Origin of the sequence: Pandoraea sp. LA3 (assembly GCF_022696215.1) — a bacterium.
GTDB classification, from domain to species: Bacteria; Pseudomonadota; Gammaproteobacteria; order Burkholderiales; family Burkholderiaceae; genus Pandoraea; species Pandoraea capi.
The window spans coordinates 171,229-185,659 of record NZ_PTPY01000030.1 but is presented as its reverse complement, the minus strand read 5'-3'; the positions used below and the strand labels follow the sequence as shown (position 1 = coordinate 185,659).

The window sequence follows — 14,431 nt, the reverse complement described above, 5'->3', positions numbered from 1 at the left end:
GATCTCGACCCGCTCACGGCTGTGCCGGACCCATGAAGCGTAAAGCCGCACCGCGATATTGTCCAATATATGAATGTCCAGTTATTCATATCGGTTCGATATGGATTGCATCGACGCTTACGGCGTTGGTCGTTGCGGACAATGGGTTTGCCACCTGACAACGTTGACAGGTGGCGCGCGGCAGATCACTCGCTAGAGTGGGTTCGGCGTGTTGCACGCCGCCAATGTCCCTATTTTCGAGGAGCCACCATGAATCCGAAGTCTCTTGAGCGTCGTTTCCCGCGAATCCAGCCGATTGAGATCACGCCCGGCAACACGGAGCTGATTCACGACGACCGGCTGTCCTGCGATTTCCTGAGCGCCCAGGTGTTTGCCGGGGAGAGCGGTGGCGGGGCGTGGAACGCCTACGTCATCGGCACCATGACCTGCGCAACCCCGACGCAGATGCTGGCTATCGTCAGCGACGTGATCGAGCGCCATCCGGACTACACGGCCGGAAACAACTATGGCATCGTGATTTCCTACGATCGGTTCCACATCGAGATTCCGTTTGGGCCGGATCTGGACGAATTGCGCGAAGGCGTCGACGAATTCAGGAATCTAGTGAATCTGCTTTGTCTGATCTATTACTACTTCAAGCTTGACGAGAATTACGAGTTCGACGGGCTGGGCCGCCCGATCATCGAGGATTCGCCGACGCTTTCGCCGACTTGGCAGTTCCAGCCGGTGGGAGGGAGCGCGACCAAGGACGATCTGATCGCGGCTGCCCGGTCGCGTAAATACATCGCGTTGCAGCAGGGCGTCGGCATTACGTCGCCGGGCAAACCCATGAAGTTCTATACCAGCGGCGCATCGCATTTCACGAACCACCCGGGGCTCGGCAACGTTCCCGGCGGTATGCGCTTCATCGATCTGAGCACGTTTGACGGGGAAAACCACGTCTACACCGAGCAGGAGCTCGGCACGATCGCGTGAGGCGGCGCGCCCGTCCTTGCGGGCGGTCGGTGTGCGATATATGGTTCGATATCTTTGGTCAGACATCGATATCGAACCCCTATGGCAAACGTCGACGTGCGCCTGCTGCGCTATTTCATTGCCGTGGCCGAAACCGGGCACATGACGCGTGCCGCAGAACGCCTGGGCATCGGGCAACCACCGCTCTCGCAGCAAATCCGGGTGCTGGAAACACAACTGGGCGTAACGCTCTTCGAGCGGCTGCCGCGCGGCATGGCGCTCACCGACGCCGGTCAGGCGTTTCTCGCCGATGCCTATGAGGTCGTGCGCAAGCTCGATCAGGCGGTGGACGACGTGCGGCGCGTTGCCGCCGGTGTGAAAGGCCGCCTGTCGGTCGGCTTCACCAGTTCAGCCGCGTTGCATCCGTTCGTGCCCACGGTGATCCGCGCGTTTCGCAGCGACGCGCCGTCGGTCTCACTGATGCTCGACGAGGCAAGCACCGGCGAGTTGCTCGACGGCTTGCGTGACGGACACATCGACGTCGCGTTCATCCGGCAGCCACAGGGCAACACCGGAGAGGTCACCGTCTTGCAGGTGCTGGAAGAACCGATGGTGCTCGCCGTGCCGTCTGCGCATCCGCTGGCGCGCACCGGGAAGTCGGGCAAATCCGGCAAAGCCGCCGCTGTCCCCATGACCGCCATCGCAGCCGAGAAGCTGATTCTCTATCGTCGACGCGCAGGGCAAGGACTCTACGACGCCATCATCGCCGCCTGTCACGGTGCAGGTTTCAGCCCGGCCATCGAGCAGGAGGCACCGCGCCTGCTCACTACGCTGTCGCTCGTCGCCGCAGGACTCGGGGTGTCGGTGGTGCCTGCATCGCTCATGCGCATGCAGATCGAAGGGATCGTCTACCGACCGCTCGCACCGCCACCGCGCGCGCCGCTGTGCTGTGCGTACCGGGAGGGCGTGCTCGCAGGGCCGACGGCCAAACTGATGGCGCATGTTCGTGCCGCCACTGCGGAGAATGCGAAGGAAAGTACCGCTTGAACTGACGCTGCGCACCGGGCAGGCTGTGCTGCCCGGTCAGGGAACGTTCATTCAGACGAAAAGCTCAGGCCGTTGCGCCGCCCTTTTGCGCAATCAGGGCTTCGATGTGCCCGTGCAATCCGACATCGAGCCAGTCGAGTTCGCCCATGCGCCAGAAGCGTGCATTGCCCGCACGGTCGACGAGATACGTCGCAGGCAGGCCGAGCGAACCGAAGCGCTTGTAGACGGCGCCGTCGGTGTCGAGCAGGACGGTGCCGTCGATGGGCAACTTGTCGACGAAGGGCTTCACCGTCGCAAGCGGCTCCTTGTAGTTCACGGCGAGCAGGTCAAGCCCGCGCTGACGGTACTGCCGAACCACGGCCCCCATCGCGGGAATCTCTTCGCGGCAGGGGCCGCACCACGTCGCCCAGAAGTTCAGGATGACCACGCGTCCGCGATATTCCGACAACGCGTGCGTCTTGCCGTCCAGGCTCTGTAGCGAAAAAGCCGGTGTCGCGCCGCGCCATGCCGACAGCGTGCCGCCGGACGTGCCGGCCAGCGCGCTGTCGTCGGCTTCTGCGCCACCCTTCGTCGGTCCCGCCGGCCCCGCAGCCCACGCCGGCGCACCGGTTCCGCTCAGTGCGCCCGCCGCGCCAAGCGCCCCGAGGGTATGAAGAAAGTGACGACGTTGCATGGCGATGCGCTCCTGCGTGAAAGATTCCGGCGAGGTAGATGACGATGTTTCAGACGTATCGGGGCGATCAGGTCGTGATTTCCCGTGCGTTCATACGGTAGCGGAAGGTGTCCGGATCGAGGCTGTCGAGCCGGGCGTTTGCCACTTCGCCGTTCGGGTACATGAGGAACGGCACCGTGGTCTTCGGCGCGCCTTGCGCCCCCGGCAGCGGAATGTCCGCCCCGTGATTGAACGCCACCCAGTTCATTTCCCACTGGCCGAAGAGCATCGCACGCGCCGCACGAACGCGCAGATCGTCGACCGGCAGTCCGCCCGGGACTTCCTCCAGCACGACCTTGCGCACGTCCGCCGGGTCGACCGGGATCCATCCGTAGCCCGCCGCGTAGAATTCTGCGCGGCAATGCTGGGCGCGCGTGACGTCCCCCGCCTTGCCCAGACTGTTGAACCCATGACGCGACGTTGCCACCCGCACGCCGTAAGCGTCGCGCGCCGGAATCCCGACCGAGCGCGCCAGTGCCGTGAAGAGGGCGTTGATGTCGGCACACTTGCCCGCGAGGTCGCCCGTGGTGAGCATGTAGCGCACGTCGCCGGTGCCGCAACCGCGCACCGATCCTTCGCGACGACAGTTCTCCACGATCCATTGATAGATCGCACGGGCTTTCTCGACGTCGCCCTTCTCGCCGCGCGTGATCTTCTCGGCGGTTTCGCGCACCAGACCGTCGGTCGGTTGCAGTTCGGTCGGACGCAGGTACTGACGCAGCACCGCTTCGGACTCGCGCGGTGCCTGCGCCGACGGCGGCTTCGACAGATCGACGCGGCGGTCGCGCGTGGCGAACGTGTTCGTCAGTGTGACGGTGCGCGCGCCCGGTGTGGCTCCCTGTGCTGCACCCTCGGGCCATGCCACGGCCAGCATCGGCACCCCGATGCCGGACGCGCCGCGCACCATGCGCAACTCGGCCTTGGCGCCGGGCGCTTCCCAGTGGGTCCCCAGAGCAAGCTGATATGCCCCGGACGGCGACGTCGCGACCGGCAGCCAGACGTTCGCCGGACCGCTTGCCGCAGGCAGCTCGACCTGAGTGGTCAGTTCAAACGTGCGCCAGCCATCGGCGGCGCTGGGTGCTGCGGTCGCGGCTGGGTTCGTCGATGCGGCGTGCGCAGCGGCGGGCATCAGCGAGGAAGAGAGCAGGGAGGCGGGCAGGGCGTAAGCGCCCAGAGACAGGAAGCGGCGGCGTTGCATGGTGGTCCCCTTGTGCGTCAGCGCTCACGGCGCATGGTGGGTAGGGTGAATCGACGACGTCCCGCAATGCAGGGACGATGTGAAACGGTAGCATGGCGGTGTCGACCATCGTGAGGCCGTCATTTCGAGACATGGCTGGACACGGCCGGACGTCGCGACACGCCAAAGCTGCTTCATAATACGTCGACTTACGGAAAACGAACACTGACGACCATGACCGCAAACGATGGAAATCAAGCGGGCACTTCACCCGCTGCCACTGGCACCCCGGCGGCTGCGCCGCGTCTGACTTCGCTCTCTCACGGTGGCGGCTGCGGCTGCAAGATCGCCCCGGGCGTGCTGTCCGAACTGCTCGCGCGCAACGACGCCCCGCTGCCTGCCCCGGCCGCACTGCTCGTGGGCACGGAGACGTCCGACGATGCCGCCGTCTATCAGCTCAACGACGAGCAGGCCATCATCGCGACGACCGACTTCTTCATGCCCATCGTCGACGACCCGTTCGACTTCGGCCGTATCGCGGCGACCAACGCGCTCTCCGACATCTACGCGATGGGCGGCAAGCCGATCTTCGCGCTGGCGATCGTCGGCATGCCGATCAACGTGCTGCCACGCGAAACGATTCGCGAGATCCTGCGCGGCGGCGAGTCGGTCTGCGCCGAGGCGGGCATTCCGATTGCGGGCGGTCACAGCATCGACTCCGTCGAGCCGATCTATGGTCTGGCGGCGCTGGGCGTGGTGCATCCGAAGCGTCTCAAGCGCAACGCCGATGCGGTGGCGGGCGACGTGCTCGTGCTCGGCAAGCCGCTCGGTGTCGGCGTCATGTCGGCCGCCCTCAAGAAAAATCAGCTCGACGACGCAGGATATCGCCGCATGATCGACGCAACCACGCGCCTGAACCGTGTGGGCCCGGCGCTCGCGGCGCTGCCCGGTGTGCACGCGCTGACCGACGTGACCGGCTTCGGTTTGCTCGGCCATACGCTGGAGATGTGCCGTGGCGCGAACCTGGCGGCCTATCTGCGTATGTCCGATGTGCCGCTGTTCGATGGCGTGCGCGAGTTGGCGGACAAGGGATGCATTACCGGTGCGTCTGGCCGCAATTGGGCGTCTTATGGCTCGTCGGTGGAGTTGGGCGAGCGTCTCACGGAGCGTGACCGCGATTTGCTGTGCGATCCGCAGACGGCCGGTGGCTTGCTGGTGTCGTGCGCACCCGGCGCGGTCGACGACGTGCTCGCCGTCTTCCGTGCCGATGGTTTCATCGAAGCCGCCATCGTCGGTGCGATGCGTCCGGGTACGCCGGGCGTGCGCGTGATCTGACGCCCGGAATCAAGCGGCCTGCCGCTGTGCATGCGCACCGATAAACGCGACGATGGCTTCGCCGAGCGGTGCGGGCGCGTCGCGATGCGGCGAGTGCCCGCAGTCGGGCAGCTTCACCACCTTCGCGTGCGGTACGTGCGCGGCAATGCTGTCCATCTGCGCCATCGTGCCGTACTCGTCGTCCTCGCCCTGAATCGCGAGCAGCGGCGTCTCGATCGTCGCGACGGCGCCGACCAGATTCCAGTCGCGAAACGCCGGGTTCAGCCAGATGTCGTTCCAGCCCCAGAAGGCTGAATCGACATCGTCGTGATAGCGGCCGAGCCTGGCGCGCAGGTCGGTCGTCTCGTAGACGGTCTTCGTCTTCGCGATGCTCTCGACCGACACGTCCTCGACGAACAGATGCGGTGCGAGCACGACCGCACCGGCGAGCCGGTCGGGAAACGCGGCCGAGAACAGCAACGCGATCGAGCCGCCGTCGCTATGTCCGACGAGCCAGACGCGGTCTGCCTGATCGGGGCCGACACCGACCGCGTCGAGAAACGCGGGCAGCACTTCGCGCGCCTGGCGGTGCATGAAGTCGACGGGCCACTTCTCGTCATGCGGGCGCGGCGTGGAGCGGCCGTAGCCGTTGCGCGAATACACGAGGCCACGGTAGCCGCCAGCGTCGCACAACTGCTGCGGCCAGTCCTTCCACATGGCGATGGAACCGAGCCCTTCGTGCAGGAAAACCAGCAGCGGCGCGCCGGTGCGCTCGCGGTTGATCCATCGATATTCCAGCGAGAGCGCGCCGTGCGAGGGCGTCTCGATGCTGGCGAACTGTACGTCTGACATGCTTCGGTTGTCTCCTAAAGCAACTCGCGCAGCTTGAAGCGTTGCACCTTGCCCGTGGCCGTCTTCGGCAGATCGTCGACGAACACCAGCTCGCGCGGATATTTGTGTGGCGCCAGACGCGCCTTGACGAAGGCCTTCAACTCGCTGGCCATCTCGTCGGTGGCGACGATCCCCGGCTTGAGGACGACGAACGCCTGTGTCTTGGTCAGGCCGTTGTCGTCGCGTCCCACGACCCCCGCCTCGAGCACCGCATCGTGCTGCATCAACACCATCTCGACTTCGATGGGCGAGACGTACTGGCCGCTGACCTTGAGCATATCGTCACTGCGTCCCGCATAGACGTAATACCCACTGGGCAGACGCTGGTACTTGTCGCCGCTCTTGAGCCAGTCGCCGAGGAACGTCGAGCGCGACTTCTCCCGATTGCACCAGTACATGAGCGCCGCGCTCGGCCCCTTGATGTACAGGTCGCCGATCTCGCCATCGGGCACCGGCTGGCCGTTTTCGTCGCGCAACTCCACCGCGTAGCCGGGCACTGGTTCGCCGGTCGTGCCGTAGGCCACCTGTCCTGCGCGGTTCGACAGGAAGATGTGCAGCATCTCGGTCGAGCCGATGCCGTCGAGAATTTCCGCGCCGAAGTGCTTCGTGAAACGCTCGCCGATCTCGCGCGGCAACGCTTCGCCGGCCGACGTGCACAGACGCAGCGCCACGTCCTCGCGCGCCGGCAGGTGCGGCGAGGCGAGCAGCGTGGCGTAGAGCGTGGGCACGCCGTAGAAGATCGTCGGTCGATGCTGGCGCAGGCGCTGGGCCACGGCCTCCGCCGTGGGGCGCTCGGCCATCAGCACGACAGTGGCGCCGACCGATAGCGGGAACGTCAGCCCGTTGCCCAGACCGTAGGCGAAGAAGAGCTTGGCGGCGGAGAAGACGATATCGTCCTCACGAATGCCGAGCACGTTGCGACCGTAGGTTTCTGCTGTCCAGTACAGGTTGGCGTGCGTGTGTACGGTGCCCTTGGGCTTGCCGGTCGAGCCGGACGAGTACAGCCAGAACGCGATGTCGTCGGCAGCGGTGTCGGCGGGCAGCGCGCTCGGCGGGCCGTCGAGCAGGGCATCGAATGTCGCGTGCGCGTTGGACGCCGCGTCGGTCTCGCCCGCGACCGGCTGCGAGACGATGCACGGCGGCGGCGCGGCGCCCGTCGCCTCAGTGACCTTGCCGAGTGCGACCTGCACTGTCGGCATGAGCGCGCCCGATGCGATCACGAGCTGCGCCTTGCTGTGCGAGATCATGTACGCATAGTCGTCGGCCGTGAGCAGCGTGTTGACGACGACCGGGACGACCCCGGCGTACAACGCGCCGAGAAACGCCACCGGCAAGTCGACGGTGTCGAGCATGACCAGCAGAATGCGCTCTTCGCGATGCACGCCCGCGCGCGCAAGACCCGTGGCAAAGCGTCGGCTTTGCTCGGCCAGTTCGCCGTAGGTGAGGGCTCGCGTGTCGTCGAGGTAAGCAGTCTTGGCAGTGCGCTCGCGACCGAGCGCCTCAAGATGCGCGGCGAAGTTGAAGTTCGCCGGCGGTGGGGTGAGTACGGCTTCCATGTTGCCTCCGGTGGATCACCACGCGTGCCTCGTCCACCAACGGGCGGGCATGCGTGGCGTGAGTTCTTTTCAGCGCTCTGATGGCGCCTGTCTGAATCACCTTGACTGCGACGGCTTGCGGCTACTGCTGGATCAAACTTTGGATACGTGTTGTGCGGATGCTGCGGACTTCACTTCGGCAGTTCGACGGCATCCTGCGTCAGCGCTTCGACGAGCGCGGCCGGTCCCTGCACGGCGGCGCGCACGTGATAGAAGCGCAGTGCGCGCAGACCACCGAGTTCCTCGCCGCCGCCCGCGCGGCCCGGGCCGCCGTGCAGCGATTGCGGCATGACGTTGCCGTGGCCTGTCTGTGTTTTCGCGACCGACGGATCGACGGCGTGCACGCGGCCATGGGCGTCTGCCAGCGCCAGCGCAGGCACGCGCATGGCAACGGCATCGTTGCTATAGAGGGAGACGACGAGCGAGCCTTGCCCGCGCCTGGCGAGTGTTACCGCCTCGTCGAGATCGCGATAGCCGACGAGCGTGGCGACGGGGCCGAAGACTTCCGTGTCGTGCACGCGCTGGCCCGCTGCACCATCGCGCAGGCCCAGCAGCACGGGCGCGACGCACGCACTGTTGGCGTCGGCATCGACGAACGTCGCATCCACATTGCCGTCATAGAGCGTCTCGGCTTCCGTCTGCAACTGGGCAATGCCTTCGAGCACGGCGCGCTTTTGCGCGAGATTCACGAGCGATCCCATCTTCACGGATTCGTTGCGCGGATTACCGACCACTGTCTTCGCCAGACGCTCGGCAATCGCGGCGGCGGCCGCGTCGAAGTGCTCGACGGGCACCAGCGCGCGACGAATCGCGGTGCATTTCTGCCCCGACTTCACGGTCATCTCGCGCGCCACTTCCCGCACGAACTGATCGAAGGCGGGGGTGCCGGGTGCAGCATCGGGTAGCAGAACAGCGCTGTTCAGGCTGTCCGCTTCCACGTTGATGCGTGCGGAGCGCTCGGTGAACGCGGCATGGGCGCGCAGCGTTGCAGCCGTGTCGGCAGAACCCGTGAAGGAGACGACATCGAACGGCCCGATACGATCGAGCAGACCGGCGGCGCTGCCGCAGATCACCGACAGACTGCCCGGCGGGAGTATCCCGGCCGCGACGACATCGGCGACCATGCGATGTGTAAGCCACGCGGTGGACGTTGCCGGCTTGACGATGACAGGCACGCCCGCGAGCAAGGCGCCGGCGGCCTTCTCCCACAGGCCCCACGAGGGGAAGTTGAAAGCGTTGATGAACAGCGCGACGCCCGGTGTGGGGCGGAAAACGTGACGCACGGCAAACGAGGCATCTTTGGCGAGCGGGGCTGCTGCGCCATCGAGCAACGTGTGCGCGTCGCCCAGCGATGCGCCGAGCTTGGCATACGTCGACAGCGTGTAGATCGCCCCGTCGATATCGACGGCGGAGTCGATGGCGACCGTTCCCGAATTCGCCGTGGCGATGGCGTAGTAGTCGTCGCGATTCGCCTGCAACGTCGCAACGATCTGCGAGAGGCGTTGCGCGCGTTCGCCATAAGACAAGGCGCGCAGGGCCGGACCGGCCGTCTCGCGCGCGAAGGTGAAGGCGGCGTCGAGATCGAGACCGGCGCTCGACACGTAAGCCAGCGTGTCGCCCGTGACGGGGTCGGTCAGCGCGGTGCGTTCTCCGTTGCCGGCGACCCATTGGCCGGCGATGTAGTTTTCCAGCAAGGCAGGGGTAGTCATGTCCATCAACCGAGGGGGAGTCGAACTAAATAAGGCGATGCGCGCGTCAGGCGCTGCGCGTGAACTCGATCGCGCCTTCCGGCAACAGGTACAGCACGAGGGCACGGCCGCTTGCGACCGTCGGACGATGCGCGCTGCCCGGGCCATACACGCACCAGCCGGCGGGGTGGCCGTCGAAGGTCGCGCCCGGCGTGAGCGGCATGATCAGATCGATTTCGCCATTGGGATGCACGTGGTGCGGTCCGGCCAGATCGGCCATGTCCACGACGTCGACGGAAAAGCCGTGCGTGTCGGGCGTGGGTTTGATGACGCGTCCGTAACGAATGCCGCCGCCTTCGCGGTTGCACAGCCAGCCTTCGGCCACGCCGGTGCGGCAGGCATCGGCCAGCGTCTCGAAACCCGGGGAATCCGCGCCGTAATGCGCGTTGAGCCAGTCGGCGAGCGATGCGTCGAGCGGGCGACCGTCAAGCTGACGTGTCACGTCGGCGATCAGCGCCTGAAATTGGGGCACATCCATCCATGTCTCCTGGGGACGTCGCAGTCGCTGTACCGGGCGCGCCGACACGAAACCCCCTGAATTCGTCCAGGTTGGCATCGTCAGTGCAATGCCGTGTCTCATCGTGTCGCTGGCGCGCCGTCGGGTCCGCGCACTGTCTGTTGATATGACGTCGATCAATAACGGTGCACAGCGTGTCTGGCCCGCGTTTGCTTTTTTATCGACGCATGGTGAAAATTAGAGCATGCAAATTTGGCTGTCAAGCAATATATTACATGTTACCTGCTTCGAGGATCTCGTCCGATGAATAAGAGTGCGCAAGCCGATGGGGTGCCGACGGCGCGAGGCGCCGGTGATAAAGACCCGTTCCTGGTCGCGCTGGGCGAGCGGGTTCGGACGCTGCGTGCGCGTCGCGGCTTGACACGCAAGGCGCTGGCGCTCGATGCGGACGTGTCGGAGCGTCACGTGGCCAATCTGGAGTCGGGCGTCGGTAACGCGTCCGTATTGTTCCTGCGTCAGTTGGCACAGGCACTAAATTGCACATTGGCCGAAATCGTGGGCGACGAAACGACGTCGTCTGCCGAATGGCTGTTGATCCGTGAAATCCTGCACGGCCGCGATGGCGAAGCGCTCACCCGGGCGCGTCAGGCGCTCAGCGAGCTGTTCGCGGGCAGCGAGCGCGATCCGGACCGGCGCGGGCGCATCGCGCTCATCGGCTTGCGCGGCGCGGGCAAGTCGACGCTGGGCCGCATGCTGGCCGACGACATGCACGTGCCGTTCGTGGAACTCAACCGCGTGATCGAGCAACTGGCCGGCTGCCCGCCGTCGGAGATCTATTCTCTGTACGGCGCGACGGCCTACCGCCGTTACGAGCTGCGCGCGCTGGAAGCCGTGGTGGCCGAGCATCCGCGGGCGGTGATCGCTTCGCCGGGCGGTATCGTCAGCGACGCCGCCACGTTCAACTTCCTGCTCACCCACTGCTATACGGTGTGGCTGCAAGCCTCGCCCGAAGAGCATATGAAGCGTGTCGTGGCGCAGGGCGATTTGCGTCCCATGTCGGGCAACGCGGAAGCCATGGACGACCTCAAGCGCATTCTGGCGGGCCGCACGGACTTCTACGCAAAGGCCGACATGAGCTTCGACACCGGCGGACGGGCGCTTGCCGACGCCTATCTGCAACTGCGCGGGCGCCTGGCAGTGCAGTTGTCTTCGGACTGAGTGTCGTCATTCTGCAAAATAATTCATTTTTCTTCAGGCAAACGGTTGACGGTGGGTTTGTGCTGCACTATATTGCAATTCAACAAGATCATTATTCGAGTTGGAGGCAATCATGTTCGGCAAACCCCACGTCGACTACCGTACGGACCCTACGCAGTACAAGCACTGGAAGCTGAGCTTCGACGGCTCGGTCGCAACGCTCGCCATCGATATCGCGGAGGACGGCGGCATTCGCGAGGGCTACAAGCTCAAGCTCAATTCGTACGATCTCGGCGTGGACATCGAACTGCACGATGCCGTTCAGCGCATCCGTTTCGAGCATCCCGAAGTCAAGACGGTGGTGGTCACGAGCGCCAAGGACCGCGTGTTCTGCTCGGGCGCGAACATCTTCATGCTCGGCCTCTCCTCGCATGCGTGGAAGGTCAACTTCTGCAAATTCACCAACGAAACGCGTAACGGTCTCGAAGACTCCAGCCGTCACTCCGGCCTGAAGTTCATTGCCGCTGTGAACGGCGCCTGCGCAGGCGGCGGGTATGAACTCGCGCTGGCTTGCGACGAGATCTATCTGGTGGACGACCGCTCGTCGTCGGTCGCGCTGCCGGAAGTGCCGCTGCTGGGCGTGCTGCCGGGCACGGGCGGCCTGACGCGTCTGACCGACAAGCGTCACGTGCGCAACGACCGCGCCGACATCTTCTGCACCATCGTCGAAGGCATTCGCGGCGAGCGCGCCAAGCAGTGGCGTCTCGTGGACGAGGTGGTCAAGCCGGCGCAATTCGCCCAGTCCGTGGCGGCGCGTGCGCAGGCACTGGCACAGGGCAGCGACCGTCCGGGCGGCAAGGGCGTGACGCTCACGCGTATCGAGCGTACCGACGAACCGGACGCCATTCGCTACGAATTCGTCGACGTCGAAATCGATCGTGCCAACCGCACCGCCAGCCTGACCGTGAAGGCGCCGAAGTCCGCGCCGCCAGCCGACATCGCAGGCATTGAAGCCGCCGGTATCAACTGGTGGCCTTTGAAGATGGCGCGCGAACTCGACGACGCCATTCTCAATCTCCGTACCAACGAACTCGACATCGGCACGTGGCTGCTGCGCACGGAAGGCGACGCAAAGCATGTGCTCGCAGCCGACGCCTCGCTGCTCGCGCATCAGGATCACTGGTTCGTGCGTGAAACCCTCGGCATGCTGCGCCGCACGTTCGCCCGTATCGATGTGTCGTCGCGCTCGCTGTTCGCGCTGATCGAGCCGGATTCGTGCTTCACCGGCACGCTCGCCGAATTCGCGTTTGCCGCCGACCGTACGTACATGGCGGCGCTGCCCGCGAGCGAGGAAGACGAACCGGCGATCACGCTGAGCGAAGTCAACTTTGGTTTGCTGCCGATGGTCACCGATCAGTCACGTCTGGCGCGTCGCTTCTATGAAGACGCTGCCGAGCTGGAGGCCGTGCGCGCCACCATCGGCCGCCCGGTGCGTCCGGACGAAGCGGAGCGTCTCGGTCTGGTGACCGCTGCCGTCGACGACCTCGACTGGCCGGACGAAATCCGTATCGCCATCGAAGAGCGCGCGGCCATGTCGCCCGATGCGCTCACCGGCATGGAAGCGAACCTGCGCTTCAACGGTAAGGAAACGATGAATACGCGCATCTTCGGCCGTCTGTCTGCATGGCAGAACTGGATCTTCATTCGTCCGAACGCCGTGGGCGAGAAGGGCGCACTGAAGGTCTACGGCAAGGGCAACAAGGCGCAGTTCGATCTGAACCGCGTCTGACGAATACGACGCGCCGCCGCCCCTGAGCCAACTCGGGCGGTGCGCGCGGCGACATCCACCGGACGAGACGTCTTACACAAGCGACGCACGAGATTCATAAGACACGAGGATTCCCACGATGGCTTCGATCAATTACAGCGAGAAGATCCCCAATAACGTCAACCTGTCGGACGACCGCACGCTGCAACGCGCGCTCGAACAGTGGCAGCCGAACTTCCTGTCCTGGTGGGGCGACATGGGTCCGGAAGGCTCGCATGGGTTCGACGTCTATCTGCGTACGGCGGTGAGCGTCGATCCGAGTGGCTGGGCGCACTTCGATCACGTGAAGATGCCGGACTATCGTTGGGGCATCTTCCTCACGCCGGGCGAAGCCGATCGCAAGATTCACTTTGGCGAGCACAAGGGCGAGGCCGCGTGGCAGGACGTGCCGGGCGAGCATCGTGCGAACCTGCGCCGCATCATCGTCACGCAAGGCGACACGGAACCGGCATCGGTCGAGCAACAGCGTCATCTCGGGCTGACCGCGCCGTCGATGTACGACCTGCGTAACCTGTTCCAGGTGAACGTGGAAGAAGGCCGCCACCTGTGGGCGATGGTCTACCTGCTGCATCGCTACTTCGGTCGCGACGGTCGGGAAGAAGCCGAAGCGCTGCTCGGCCGCCGCTCGGGCGACGACGACAATCCCCGCATTCTCGGTGCGTTCAACGAGAAGACGCCGGACTGGCTCGCGTTCTACATGTTCACGTACTTCACGGATCGCGACGGCAAGTTCCAGTTGTCCGCACTGGCCGAGTCGGGCTTCGATCCGCTCGCACGCACCACGAAGTTCATGCTGACCGAAGAAGCGCATCACATGTTCGTGGGCGAGTCGGGCGTATCGCGTGTGATCGCCCGTACTGCGCAAGTGATGAACGAACTGAAGACCGACGACGTCTCGAAGCTGCGCGCTGCCGGTGTGATCGATCTGCCGACGATCCAGCGTTACATCAACTTCCACTACTCCGTGACGATCGATCTGTTCGGTGCGGACCAGTCGTCCAACGCGGCGATCTTCTACAGCTCGGGTCTGAAGGGCCGCTATGAGGAGAGCAAGCGCGACGACGATCATCAACTCAACGGCCAGATGTATCGCCTGCTGGACGTGGACAACGGCAAGCTTGTCGAGCGCGAAGTGCCGATGCTCAACGCGATGAACGAAGTGCTGCGCGACGACTACATCAAGGACTCCGTGGCCGGGGTGAACCGCTGGAACAAGGTGCTGGAGAAGGCGGGTATCGACTTCCGTCTGACGGTGCCGCACAAGGCGTTCAATCGTCAGATCGGTACGTTCGCCGGTGTGCGTGTCTCGCCGGACGGCCGTGTCGTGAGCGAGACGGAATGGGCCGCGCATGAGCGTGAGTGGCTGCCGTCGTCGGAAGACCGCGCGTATGTGGCGTCGCTCATGGGCCGCGTGACGGAGCCGGGCAAGTTCGCGAACTGGATTGCGCCGCCTCCGCTGGGCATCAATCGCCAGCCGATCGATTTCGAGTACGTGCGTTTCAACTGAGCGG

At 64.9% G+C, this 14,431-nt stretch carries 12 protein-coding genes; 6 read left to right on the top strand and 6 right to left on the bottom strand.

What is annotated here, in order from left to right; genetic code table 11:
- Positions 1–249 precede the first annotated feature (249 nt).
- Entirely contained in the window at positions 250–975 is a 726-nt protein-coding gene (locus C5N93_RS10895) for a hypothetical protein (protein ID WP_242559278.1), read from the top strand.
- Positions 976–1,056: 81 nt separating this feature from the next.
- On the top strand, positions 1,057–2,001 hold the full coding sequence (locus C5N93_RS10890; RefSeq protein ID WP_242559277.1) for a LysR family transcriptional regulator: 945 nt from the start codon (positions 1,057–1,059) through the stop codon (positions 1,999–2,001).
- Positions 2,002–2,065: 64 nt separating this feature from the next.
- Here the strand turns inward: C5N93_RS10890 and C5N93_RS10885 are convergent, their stop codons facing one another.
- Entirely contained in the window at positions 2,066–2,674 is a 609-nt protein-coding gene (locus C5N93_RS10885; protein ID WP_242559276.1) for a TlpA disulfide reductase family protein, read from the bottom strand.
- A 67-nt stretch (positions 2,675–2,741) separates the two neighbouring features.
- On the bottom strand, positions 2,742–3,911 hold the full coding sequence (locus C5N93_RS10880) for a transglutaminase domain-containing protein (protein ID WP_242559275.1): 1,170 nt from the start codon (positions 3,909–3,911) through the stop codon (positions 2,742–2,744).
- Positions 3,912–4,124: 213 nt separating this feature from the next.
- On the opposite strand from C5N93_RS10880, the gene selD reads away from it, so the two are divergent.
- Complete coding sequence (selD, locus tag C5N93_RS10875; protein WP_242559274.1) at positions 4,125–5,225, top strand: selenide, water dikinase SelD; 1,101 nt, start codon at positions 4,125–4,127, stop codon at positions 5,223–5,225.
- Positions 5,226–5,234: 9 nt separating this feature from the next.
- On the opposite strand, the gene C5N93_RS10870 is transcribed toward selD, so the two are convergent.
- The 4 genes from C5N93_RS10870 to C5N93_RS10855 form a co-directional block, all read right to left on the bottom strand.
- Positions 5,235–6,056, bottom strand: a complete 822-nt coding sequence (locus tag C5N93_RS10870) for an alpha/beta hydrolase (protein WP_242559273.1) — start codon at positions 6,054–6,056, stop codon at positions 5,235–5,237.
- A 14-nt stretch (positions 6,057–6,070) separates the two neighbouring features.
- Entirely contained in the window at positions 6,071–7,651 is a 1,581-nt protein-coding gene (locus C5N93_RS10865; RefSeq protein ID WP_242559272.1) for a benzoate-CoA ligase family protein, read from the bottom strand.
- Between the two features lie 170 nt (positions 7,652–7,821).
- Positions 7,822–9,405 carry a 3,4-dehydroadipyl-CoA semialdehyde dehydrogenase gene (locus tag C5N93_RS10860; RefSeq protein WP_242559271.1) on the bottom strand — a complete coding sequence of 528 codons (1,584 nt, stop codon included), beginning with the start codon at positions 9,403–9,405 and terminating at the stop codon, positions 7,822–7,824.
- 40 nt (positions 9,406–9,445) lie between these two features.
- The gene (locus tag C5N93_RS10855) at positions 9,446–9,916 is read right to left on the bottom strand and encodes a DUF4863 family protein (protein ID WP_242559270.1); all 471 of its coding nucleotides are present in this window, start codon (positions 9,914–9,916) and stop codon (positions 9,446–9,448) included.
- A gap of 282 nt (positions 9,917–10,198) precedes the next feature.
- On the opposite strand from C5N93_RS10855, the gene C5N93_RS10850 reads away from it, so the two are divergent.
- From C5N93_RS10850 to boxB, 3 genes are all read left to right on the top strand, one after another.
- Positions 10,199–11,113 (top strand): helix-turn-helix transcriptional regulator, encoded by a 915-nt coding sequence (locus tag C5N93_RS10850; protein ID WP_242559269.1) that lies wholly within the window; start codon positions 10,199–10,201, stop codon positions 11,111–11,113.
- A gap of 112 nt (positions 11,114–11,225) precedes the next feature.
- The gene (gene boxC, locus C5N93_RS10845) at positions 11,226–12,881 is read left to right on the top strand and encodes a 2,3-epoxybenzoyl-CoA dihydrolase (RefSeq protein WP_242559268.1); all 1,656 of its coding nucleotides are present in this window, start codon (positions 11,226–11,228) and stop codon (positions 12,879–12,881) included.
- A gap of 118 nt (positions 12,882–12,999) precedes the next feature.
- Positions 13,000–14,427, top strand: coding sequence for a benzoyl-CoA 2,3-epoxidase subunit BoxB (boxB, locus tag C5N93_RS10840; RefSeq protein WP_069344728.1), 1,428 nt, complete (start codon positions 13,000–13,002; stop codon positions 14,425–14,427).
- Positions 14,428–14,431: the final 4 nt, after the last annotated feature.